Source organism: Dorea sp. OM07-5 (genome assembly GCF_003481355.1).
Classification (GTDB): domain Bacteria; phylum Bacillota; class Clostridia; order Lachnospirales; family Lachnospiraceae; genus Dorea_D; species Dorea_D hominis.
Window position 1 is genome coordinate 67,963 of sequence record NZ_QUKZ01000014.1, and the last position, 11,064, is coordinate 79,026.

Annotated in this window: 8 protein-coding genes; all 8 read left to right on the forward strand. The window is 40.7% G+C overall.

Annotated features, from left to right (window positions below; genetic code table 11):
* Positions 1-171: 171 nt before the first annotated feature.
* Complete coding sequence (locus DXC04_RS15585; RefSeq protein ID WP_021861365.1) at positions 172-786, forward strand: PBECR4 domain-containing protein; 615 nt, start codon at positions 172-174, stop codon at positions 784-786.
* Between the two features lie 46 nt (positions 787-832).
* Positions 833-1,411 (forward strand): RNA polymerase sigma factor, encoded by a 579-nt coding sequence (locus DXC04_RS12340; protein WP_118288473.1) that lies wholly within the window; start codon positions 833-835, stop codon positions 1,409-1,411.
* Complete coding sequence (locus DXC04_RS12345) at positions 1,389-2,180, forward strand: DUF4367 domain-containing protein (protein WP_158580503.1); 792 nt, start codon at positions 1,389-1,391, stop codon at positions 2,178-2,180. Before DXC04_RS12340 ends, DXC04_RS12345 begins: the two co-directional genes overlap by 23 nt.
* Before the next feature lie 77 nt (positions 2,181-2,257).
* Complete coding sequence (locus DXC04_RS12350; RefSeq protein WP_118661147.1) at positions 2,258-2,671, forward strand: hypothetical protein; 414 nt, start codon at positions 2,258-2,260, stop codon at positions 2,669-2,671.
* A 15-nt stretch (positions 2,672-2,686) separates the two neighbouring features.
* Entirely contained in the window at positions 2,687-4,468 is a 1,782-nt protein-coding gene (locus DXC04_RS12355; protein ID WP_118661148.1) for a DNRLRE domain-containing protein, read from the forward strand.
* 21 nt (positions 4,469-4,489) lie between these two features.
* Complete coding sequence (locus DXC04_RS12360; protein WP_118661149.1) at positions 4,490-9,739, forward strand: RHS repeat-associated core domain-containing protein; 5,250 nt, start codon at positions 4,490-4,492, stop codon at positions 9,737-9,739.
* Between the two features lie 122 nt (positions 9,740-9,861).
* A complete protein-coding gene (locus DXC04_RS12365) occupies positions 9,862-10,752 on the forward strand; it encodes a hypothetical protein (protein WP_118661150.1) in 891 nt (296 codons plus the stop codon).
* Positions 10,742-11,064: hypothetical protein (locus tag DXC04_RS12370; RefSeq protein ID WP_147366242.1), on the forward strand; the 323-nt coding region annotated here is incomplete at its 3' end. The genes DXC04_RS12365 and DXC04_RS12370, both read left to right, overlap by 11 nt.

Sequence of the window (11,064 nt, forward strand, 5' to 3'; positions counted from 1 at the left end):
TGACATTTTAGCCAGTTCGTTGGCTGGCAGGTTGGAGAGCAACAGAAAAACTCTACAGTTAAACCGCACATAGTGGGGCGGAATGTTGGCAGACAACAGTAAAATCAGCAATATCAGAATTAGAAAAGGTTGTCCGAGAGGGCAACCTTTTTTGTATAGTGGGGAATACAAATGAAAAAATATGATAAAAAATCAGCAATAAAAATTATTGTACATGCAGCAAAAGAATATGAAGAAAAATTGAATAATAAGCACTTTTTGATTGTTTATCAGAAAAAATCACTTACTAAAACAGTAGAAATCGGTTTTCGTGATATGAACTTTTTACATTTAACAGGAGTAAAGACTAAGTTATCTGCACAACAATTTTATGCGGCATGTTTGGAGTCTAAATTAGCAGAAAGAGATTTTGAAATTGATAATAAAGGGAAGGTGCAACAGAAATTAATGGTATTACCATGTCTTTCTAAGCTTATGTCTCATCATTGTCTAGTTGGAGAATTTATTAATAGTGGGGTATATATTCGGGCAGATTATTTTGTTGGTGATACAAAAGCGATATTAAGTGTTGGTTTTCGTAATGGAAATCGTGTGGATTATCCAGTAACATTATACAATGAAGATGTAAAACGATTGTCTAACCCAACAAATAAAGTTCTTGCAATTTTTTCAAAAAGCTATAAAGAGAAATGTTATAATAAATGTACATACCTTTCAAAAGGGCAAGAGATTGGTAAGTTGAAGTTAGAAGAAGATATAAGAAAAAGAATTGAAATTGTAAGATAGCGACATTGCATGCAAGCGGTATGATCAAGAGGGGGAAGAGAAGCGCATGCTACAAGTATACTTAAATCTGCTTGATACGCAGGAAGACAAAGAAAAATTTGAACAATTATATGCTCTGTACAAGGACAAGATGTACAAAGTTGCATATCAGATCCTGCACAACAGACACGACGCAGAAGACGCAGTACACGACAGTGTTATTGCTATCATAGATAATTTAGAAAAAATTAAGAAAATAAACTGTCACGAAACATGGAGTTACATTGTTACTATAGTTAAGAGCAGAGCATTTAACATCTATCAAAGAAAAGGAAAACGTTCTGAACGGGAAGCCCGGGAGCAGGACTACAGGAATTATCCATGTGAACAGCAGGAAAGTCCGGAAGACGCATATCTTTATAAAGATGTAACGACCATATTGCAGGAGCTGATTCTGGAACTGCCTTATCCGAAGCGTCAGATTCTTTATTTACACTATTATATGGATATGACGTTTGTGGAGATTGCAAAGATCGTGGAGTTGTCCGAAGAAAATGTGCGCCAGATCGCTGCCCGTTCCAGACAAAAACTGGAAAAACAATTGCGCGAAAGGGAAATCACAGATGGAAATGAACAGAATCAGTGACGAACTGTTACGAGAAGCAGTAAAGCAGGCATGCGAGCGGGAAGGCACTTATTACGAAGAATTTACAAAAGATGCGAAGCATCATTTCTCGATCCGTCATCAGATACGCATGCGGCGTTTATACAGGAAGATGAAGAGAAAAAAGGCAGAAGAACTTGTGGACAGATATAGGGTATATACATATCCGAGACAGGAAGCAGATGCTGGAAAAAAGCAATTTACTTCATACCGTGTGACACGGCTGCATCCAAAATTTTTACTGATAGTTATACTTCTAATGATCAGTATGAGTATGACAGTATTTGCAATAGAGCCGATTCGTGAGGGCATCTACCAGTTGATTGAAAAATGTTTTTCGGATCATACAGACATCAGCTTCGAGAAAGTGCAAAGCGAGATCAAGGGGCAGGAAGAAGAAATCAAAGAATTTAAGCCACAGAAGCTGGAGTATGTGCCGGAAGGGTATGTGCTGGAGAATGAGGAGACGGATGAAACATTTTTAATGTATTCGGCTGATTATGTAAATGAAGAGGATTATTCACTTTTCTATGAACAGACAGCAATACAATTTTTTACTCCATCTATTTCATCAAATGGAAAAAGAATGGAAAAAATAGATGTAAAAAATAAGTATGGATATTGGATTGAGGATACGGGAGGCTGGAATCATTTGATATATGTTAACGATGGATATGTATATTATCTTTCTGGACATGAAAATATTGATAATCTCATAAGTATTTTAGAAAAAAATAAAAAAATTAAATAAAAAGTGTCACGAAGTACCTCTTTCGATTGTTACTTATAGTAAAAGCAGTAGTAAAAGCAGAAAGGAGGTACTTTTTTATGTACCAAAGAATGAAAATGTTACTCGGAGGATTAATTTTGAGCATGGGATTGGTGGTGGCTACGCCAGTGTCCTATGCAGCAGAAACGCAAGTGAATGGAGAGGAGGATATAGAGCTTGCGTATGTAAATGTATCGAAATGCGATTGTAATTTATCGATATCGGGAAAAGAAGCTACATGTAAAAGCAGTGTAAACAGTAAAAGTTCACAATCTATTAAAGTTACAATGAAATTACAAAAGTATTTATCTGGGGAATGGAAGACATTAAAAGAATGGACTGGTTCAACAACTGGTAAAACATATAGCTTGAGTAAAAACTACACAATTGCAACTGGAACATATCGTGTAAGGACAACTTTCAAAGTTGGAAATGAAACAGTTACTAAAAACAGTAGTTCTGCAAAAAGATAAAGAGGTAAAAAGCTTATGAAAAAAAGCAAAAAGCGAAAAGAAAAATATTATTCAAATTGGAAACGAATTACAGCAACGACATTAATAGCGGCACTGTCTGTCACCTCCGTATCCTTAGAATCACTGGCGGCTGAACCGGCACAGACAGCGGAGAATCCGGCGAAGACCGAAGCGGCTTTCGATGCAGATGACAGCGTGGAGCGTCCAAAAGAGCTAAAAGGTGTGACGGAAGAGGACGCTGTGAAGAAAGAGAATACCGAGACTTCCACCACATTTCAGATCGGGAATGGTAAGAAAGTATCCGTATTCTATCAGGAACCGGTGCGATATAAAGATGAGTCGGGGAAGCTCATTGATTATGACCCGTCACTGGTAAAAGTGGACAGTGCGAAGAGTGAGAACAAGGAAAGTCTGAAAGGTTATGCATACGAGAACGAAGAAGGGGATGCCAAACAGTACTTTCCGGAGAAGCTGTCGGATACGACGCCACTTTTGATGGAAAAGGACGGTTACAGTGTTGCGCTCAGTCCGGACATGAAAAGTAAGGCTGTTGAAGTAGAGAAGGAGGACTTCACGAACGGATATGAAGAGACAGAAGAAGTCCCACTGACAGCAGCTTATGATACTTCAGATCCGGTCACTTATGCGTACACTTCCGGGGAGTCCGGGATCAAGGAAGAGATCCGGCTTGCAGAGTGTCCGAAAGAAAATACGTTTTCTTATACTTTGAAGTTAAAAGGCTTGAAGCTTAGAAAAAATCCGGTGGATGAAGGGCTGACTCTCTACGATAAAGAAAGCGACGAGATTGTTGGTTCGGTCGGTGTTCCGAACATGAACGATGCCAGTGGGAAGGCATACAGCGAAGAACTGACGACCAAAGTAGAGGAAGCAGGGGAAGACACCTACCGTGTAACAGTGACCGCAGACTGGTCTTATCTGAAAGACAAAGACCGTCAGTATCCGGTCGTGATCGATCCGACGATCAAGTGGACAGGCAACACGGATCTTGGGGACGTATATATCTTAAGTGGCTCTACTTATAAAGATTACAACTTTTACACCAGCGGTGTAACGGTGATGAATGCAGGAAAGGCATCCAAAGGAATCTACCGGACTTATCTTGCTTTCAAAGATATGAAGTCCAAGATCAAAGGCAACTATGTAGACAGTGCCATCCTGACGATGTATGAGACAGCAAACAGTACGAAAGGGCAGACGGTACAGGCATACCGGGTAAAGGAAGCGTGGGAGCGTTCCAAGGTGACCTGGAACAACCGTCCGGGATACAATACTTTATACAGTACTGTGAAGACAACCGGAAAAGCAAAGACTGCCAGAACGTTAGATCTGACTTCTTTTGCCAGAGGGCTTGCTAATGATTCCATTGTCAATTACGGTGTGATGTTAAAAGGTGCGGATGAGACCGGAAAGTATGCGGAGTTTGTAGGTTCCAGAAACAGCACGACCAGTCTCCGCCCGAAAATGGTCGTTACTTATTATGATAAACCGACCAAGGCAACTTCCGTATCCGTAACACCGTCTTATGTAAAACCGGGAACAGCGATCAAGGCAAACTGGGCAGGGATCACGTCCAAAGGATTATCCTATGTCCAGTACAAGATTGTGAAATTAAACCCGACAACCTTAGAAGATATCGGAGAATTAGTTCCGTATTCTTCCAGTACAAAACTGGGAACTAGCGGAAGCGGCTCCGCAACGATTGCAGCGAGTACCGGATGGAAAGAGGGCAGCTATAAGATCGGTATCCGTGGTGTGGACAAAGGAAACCTTGCATGACCTGGAGCAGGCGCAAGATTTGTGATCGATGGAACGGCGCCGACAATGGCAAAACCGGTACTGACACCAGCAACAACAAAAGAAGAACCGACCGATGTGCAGAACCCGACAATCCGGTGGTCGGGTGTATCCGATGCGAACCTCAAACAGATGGAATACAAGATCGACGATGGCGCATGGAAGAAGCTGGGAACCGGAACCAGTGGAAGTGTGGAACTTCCGGCAGGCACGATCACCGGAAATGGACAGCATAAGATCGCTGTCCGTGCAGTGGACAAAGCAGGAAATGTCAAAGAAGAAGTGTTGGATTATTATTACAAAGATAATACGGTCGGATTTGACGGTTATCTTCCAAAAGAAGGAACCCTCACACTGCGGAAAGATTATGGCAAGAACCTGATCTCCTGGGAGACCGATAAAGTGTTAAATGACACGGTGTATTACCGGGTCTACAGAGGAACAGAGAAAGACTTCACACCGAGTGAAGAAAACATGGTCTGTAAGAAAGTGTTCAAAGGTTACTGGATCGATCTGGAAAGTGCAAAGGATGAGAAATGGTATTATAAAGTAGAAGCTGTCCGTGCAGATTCCTCCGGTGAGATCGAAGAGCAGGAACTGATTGATACTGTCTTAAGCGGAACCGGAACCGCACCGGAAGAGTTTGAGAAACATACCGGAAGCCAGGACTATCTGGGATACCAGAGTTTCCAGACACCGACCGGAAACGGAACCGTGGAAGACCAGAGCGGAAATCTTACTTACAGTCAGGAAGATGCAACACTTCCGGCAAGTCAGTTGACATTTGAGATGGCGAGAACTTATAACAGCCAGTCGCTTCTTACTGGAATGTTAGGAACCGGATGGAGCGATACCCTGCATAAAGAACTGATCAAAGGTGAAGATGGCACGATGTACTATCTGGACAGTGACGGAAGCATCTATCATTTTAAGAAGAGTGGGGACACTTATGTTTGTAAAGAAACGAAAGATCTGACACTGAATGATGGAAGCATAAAAACACCTTCCGGTGATACCGTAGCCAGCGTAAAGAGTACCCAGATCGGGGAGATGAGTTACTCTTATAAAGAAACAATCGCAGAGGAAAATATCGTAAAGAACCGCAAACATGCCTATACGATCAAAGACAAGAAGGGCGTCCTCTACCGTTTCAATAAAGAAGGACAACTGGTAGCGGCGCTTGATCCGGACGGTACGTTTCTTCTCTATGAGTATTCTGCAGATGGAAGACTGAAACGGGTATCTTCGGATGCGTTAAAGACAATGGAACTGAGTTACCAGAAAGATTCTGGACTTCTGGAAGAGATCACACTTCCAGACGGAACAAAACTCTGTTATACTTACAGTAATGGAAGATTAACGGAAATGAGCCATTGCAGTAAGGATGGCAAAGCACTGGTTTCTTATGCGTATGGCTATGACAGCGGTCACCTGAACAGTGTAACGGATGGCAAGGCACAAAAATATACGATCACTTATAATGGTGAAAAAGTATCCGCAGTGACTTACCCGAACGGAGAGAAAGAAAACTGGGGATATGCAGGTGGAAAGACAACCATAACAAAGAAAGCTTCTGACGGGACAGAAGTCCGCATGAACAACCGGGAGTATGACACAAAGAGCGGAAAAGTCACAAAAGAGACCGAAGCCGATGGAAGCGTAACAACGTATACTTATGGCTATGCAAAGAATCCCTATCTTGTGACAAAGACAACGAAGCAGACCGGATATGAAGAGCTGAATGATGGAAAAGTTGAGTGGAAGACGAAAGAGTCTGTTACCGAGACCAGCTATGATGAGCAGGAAAATATCATCAGTGAGATGGAAGAAGACGGAACGAAAACAGAGTACACCTATGACACGACCAGTGAGTGGACAGAAGACCAGCCGAAGACAGAAGTTGCGACCAAAGGGGAAACCGTCATCAGCAAGGAAAACTATACCTATAGTAAGACCGGAAATCTGAAGAAAGAAGAGGAAAGTGGCGATCCTTCCAATAAGAGTATAACAGAGAATACTTACGATGGAGATGGAAATGTCTTAGAATCCACAACAACAGTAGCCGGGATTGAGACCTCCAAAACGACATCCAAGTACGACCTTTCCGGTAACGCAACGGAATCTGCAACCACCAGTGGAGACGTAGAAAGCCAGGAAAAGAATACTTACGACGTCATGGGACGCGTGACAAAGAAGACCGATCCGGATACTGGAGAAGTGACGGAATATACCTATGATGAACTGGGAAGACAGATCAAATCTGTCAGCACTCTGAATGGAAAGAGCCAGACGACGACATCCTCTTATGATGCCAATGGAACGGTTGTTTCCGAGACAGGAACCGACGGAGTAAAGACGGATTATGTATACGATTCCCTGAACCATGTGGTGAAGAGGACGGTTACGAAGGGAACATCCCTTACTTACACTACAGCTTATTCTTATGGGGATGTTACCGTACAGGATGGCAGAGGAACCAGAACGGTTAAGAATGCATCGATCCAGAAGGAAAGCTATCCAAGTGGAACAACAGCATCCGAGACGTATACCGATGCTTCCGGCAATGTTGTCAGAGAGAAAGCGAATGGTCTGTATACGGATTACACATATGATGCTTCCGGCAATCAGGTTGTTGCATACGAGAACGGAACCGGTGCGGACGCAGCAGAAGGAAAAGTGACACTGGCACTCTATGATGAAGAGGGCAGAAACTTTGCAACCATCGTGAATCCGGGCGTATCCGGGGAAACTTATCAGGTCAGTGAGGACAGTCTGGTTACCAAACAGTCTTATGACACAAAAGGAAATGTTGCAAAAGAAACCGATGCCATGGGAACTGCAACCGCGTATTCCTATGATGATTCTGACCGTGTGACAGAAGTGACACAGAATGCAGGCAAAGATGGCGCTGTTGTAACAAAAGCGTCCTATGAAGCAGACACGGAGAACCAGAAGAACAAGACGACCATTACCGATGCAGGCGGCAGAAAGAGTATCGAAGTCACGGATGCGGCAGGTCTTATAAAGAGTAATCAGGATCAGGGCGAAAAGGAAGATGAAAGCATTGCAACTGCTTACAGCTATGACAGCCGTGGAAACCAGACAAAGGTTACCTATGAAAATGGAGACTACCGGGAAGATACTTACGATGCAAGAAATCTGAAGACGGTATCGAAATATTATCAGGCAGACGGAATCCAGACATTACAGACAAACTATCAGTATGATGACCAGTATCGTCTTACAAAGATGACCGATGCGAAGAAGTCCGGCAGTGAGAGGAAAGCATACCGCTATACATATACCGGTTATGATGGATTTGGAAGAACTGCATGGACAGCAGAAGTCTCACAGGAAGCAGAGCCAAGTGATGCCCAGATTGCAAAGCACAAGATCTCTTACAGCTATGATACGGAAGACAAGATCACGGAAGTCACCTATGCGCTGGCAGAAGACGGAAGAGTGGAAAGCCTGCACTATGCGTATGACAAGAACCAGTATCTGATCGCCATCAAAGCAAAGATCAAAGGCAGTGACGGGGAAAAACTGATCCGGAAATACCGTTACAACGAACGCGGAAAACTGTTTACGATCGTTGATTTCACAGACTACCGGGATAAGAACGAAAGCTATGTGGCAAGGTTTTATGAGTACGATGCATTGGACCGTGTATCTTCTATGACCTATAAGAGTGGGACAACCGTTCTGGAAGCTTATACTTATTCTTATGATAAGAACAGCAACATCGTGAAGAAGACCGAGAAGAACAGTACCGCAAAAGAGGAAAAAGATTATACGGATCAGACAACGGAATACACGTACAATGCACTGGGACGGTTGACGAAGAGTGTCGTGACCGACCATAAGAAGAATGAGGAGAAGACCACCACGACTTACAGCTACAATTCCGCAGGAAACCGCACAAAGAAAGTCAAAGGTGAAGAAGAGACGGCGTATACCTACAATGGTCTGAACCAGCTCCTAAAGGCAAAGACAACCAAAGGCGATACCGTAAAGAATGACATTTCTTATGAGTACGATGTCAACGGAAACCAGATCAAAGAGACCGATAAAGAGACGGGAGACAGCGTGGAGAACACCTATGATGTGGAAAATCGCTTAAGTACGGTAACTGTAACGAAGAAGAGCGGTACATCCGGCAATGAGACCGTCAGCCTGACACAGGAAAACCTGTACAATGGAGAGGGACAGCGCATCCAGAAGAAGGAAGCCGGAGAAGTCACAAACTACTTCTACGAAGACGGCATGGTATCCTATACAACCGGAGCAGATACCGGAGAGAAGTTGATCCAGAACCTGTCCGGATTAGAAGACAATGTGATCTATGCAGAACAGAAAGTAACCGGAACAGACGGAACAGCATCCGATTACCAGGACTTCCTGTATACGAAAGATATCCAAGGCAGCACCTCCAGCATCCTGAACAAAGATACAAAAGGCGAACTTTCCTACGAGTATGATGACTTCGGAGAGACCAGTATCCACGGAAACAGTGCATTAAAGAATGAGATCTGCTACACAGGCGGCATTTATGATGAAAGCACCGGACTCTATTACCTGAATGCAAGATACTACGATCCGGAGAATGGAAGATTCCTGACAGAAGATACCTACCGGGGAGAAGTAAATGATCCAGACACCTTACATCTGTATGCGTATTGTGCAAATGATCCGATTAATTACGTAGATCCGAGTGGACATATGACAATATCTATAGCAGCAGGAATGAAAGCAATTTTTGCAACGGTGAGCGCAGCGGGATTATGGCCGGTAGCAGCAGTATGTGTTGGAATTTTAATTGCGATGTATGCTCATAATAAACCTAAAATTGTAGCAAAGGTAACGGGGAAGATAATATCAGCGCTGTTAGCGGTAGCATGTGTAGCGGTAAAAACTAGAGAGTTTGTGAAAAAAATTGCTAAAACAGTTGCTAAGGCTAGAGTTGCTACAAAAAGAGGAAAAGATGAAAAACATCACATAGTGGCACAAGGAGCTAAAATACATCATAAATTAAAAAAACGTATGGAAGACTTAGGAATTAGTATTCATTCAAAAGCAAATACTGTTTATTTGGATTATAGATTGCATAGAAGATTGCATACAAATATATATTATATTTATGTAAGGGACTATGTTGGAAAAGATACTGTAACAAAACCAAATATATTATATAGACTTTCCAGAGTTAAAAGAATTTTACTTAAAGCAAATCAGTTAGTAAAAATGGTGTAAAGAACAAATCAGCTAGATAACTTTTGAAAATTAGATAGCAGTAGGGGCAGAAAATACGCTAGGTAAATATCATAGTACTTTTTGCCTCTACAATTTATAAAATGTAAAAAAAGAGGTAGCTTATGAATTGTGTACATAGAGATAAGTCGTGGCAAATTGTTAATTATAAAAATATTTATTTTATAGAATTATATGAAAATGCTATTTGTATTTACAGTAAAACGTTTGAATTAGTATACAAAAAAAGAACATCAAATAATTACTATTCCCAAATTATGATTGTGGAAGATACATTATTTGCACAAGGAGGATGTTCGACATTTATTGACATAATGGAAATTCCTACACTTGAAAAGAAAAAACGAATACAATGGAAAGAAGAAAAGGGATTTGAAAGAAGCGGAGAATTATTGTATATAAAAAAGAAAAATATTGTGATTACAGAATTATATTCTGATATGAAAGATATATCCATTATTACAATGATAGATATAAATACTTATAGAGAAAAGACAGTATGGAGAGCTGAAAAAACATTTTTAAAGAATATTATTTACAGTGATAAAATGGATGATTATTTGATACTATATAGAAAAATATCTACTTATAAAAATAAAGAAGCATATATAGATGAAATTTTATGGATAAAGCAGAAAAAGAAAATTATGCAAAACATAAACATACAAGGAAAATATGAAAGTATATGTGAGGTTATGGTTAATTCCAATGATGAAATATGCTGTTTAGTAGGATTTTTTTATAATGGTTATATTTTAAATATAGCAGAAGATAAAAAAATAGCTAAAGATGTAGACTTGATTGCGACTTCAAAAGATAAGAAAAAAATTGCATATATAAAAAAAGATATGTTATATGTCTATTCTTGGGAAGAGAACCTTTACTTAAAAAAGATCAAATTGCAAATGAAAACGCCATATTATGAAATGCAGTTTATAGATGATAAATACATTGCGGTCAGAGACAATAGTTATATGCATTGGTATGAATTATAATAAAGTAATGCTTTATGATTTTAACATGAAATCATCCGGAAGAGATGGAATTAAGTGGAGTACTGTTGCAAGTTCTATAAAACAACATGGATTTAAAAGCAAAGGTTACGGAGATCAAAATGATTTTGAAAAGAAAATAACTTCAACCAAACCTGGAATATTGGAGGCATACTATAGAACTGGCGGTGGACATTTTGCGATGATAAGAAAAGTCGGAAAGAAATTTCATTGCTATAATTTGACGGGATATTCACTTTCATATACAAAAAAAGATGATTTCGATAGTGTTGAGGATATTTTGCGTAGAATAAC

What these genes read in the sequence shown, in the direction of transcription:
- DXC04_RS15585 (WP_021861365.1), top strand. Translation starts at nt 172, where the DNA reads ATGAAAAAATATGATAAAAAATCAGCAATAAAAATTATTGTACATGCA.
- DXC04_RS12340 (WP_118288473.1), top strand. Translation starts at nt 833, where the DNA reads ATGCTACAAGTATACTTAAATCTGCTTGATACGCAGGAAGACAAAGAA.
- DXC04_RS12345 (WP_158580503.1), top strand. Translation starts at nt 1,389, where the DNA reads ATGGAAATGAACAGAATCAGTGACGAACTGTTACGAGAAGCAGTAAAG.
- DXC04_RS12350 (WP_118661147.1), top strand. Translation starts at nt 2,258, where the DNA reads ATGTACCAAAGAATGAAAATGTTACTCGGAGGATTAATTTTGAGCATG.
- DXC04_RS12355 (WP_118661148.1), top strand. Translation starts at nt 2,687, where the DNA reads ATGAAAAAAAGCAAAAAGCGAAAAGAAAAATATTATTCAAATTGGAAA.
- DXC04_RS12365 (WP_118661150.1), top strand. Translation starts at nt 9,862, where the DNA reads ATGAATTGTGTACATAGAGATAAGTCGTGGCAAATTGTTAATTATAAA.